Raw genomic sequence first — 247 nt, 5'->3', positions numbered from 1 at the left:
GATCCGCGCATGGCTTGCCGCTCATCCAGACCAGGTCGACGAGGTGCTCTGGCACAACAGGTCCTACATCTTCTTCCGCGAGGCGGAGACAGCCGCGGCAACAAGCGGCCCGATTGCCGCCGCCAAGGTTCCGCTCCTTGCCGGCCGTTCGCTTGCAGTCGATCGCCTGATCCACACATTCGGCTTCCCGTTCTTCATCCGCTCGGAAAGCCTTACCCATCTGGATGGCGGACGCGGCTTCGCGCGA

At 64.0% G+C, this 247-nt stretch carries 1 protein-coding gene; it reads left to right on the top strand.

Annotated features, from left to right (window positions below; all coding sequences use genetic code 11):
* Window positions 1-247: MltA domain-containing protein (locus tag SB764_RS43425; protein WP_410867231.1), on the top strand; the 247-nt coding region annotated here is incomplete at both ends.

The sequence above is a fragment of the Paraburkholderia sp. SIMBA_027 genome (assembly GCF_046535315.1).
Classification (GTDB): domain Bacteria; phylum Pseudomonadota; class Gammaproteobacteria; order Burkholderiales; family Burkholderiaceae; genus Paraburkholderia; species Paraburkholderia tropica.
This window is presented reverse-complemented; position numbering and strand designations above follow the sequence as displayed.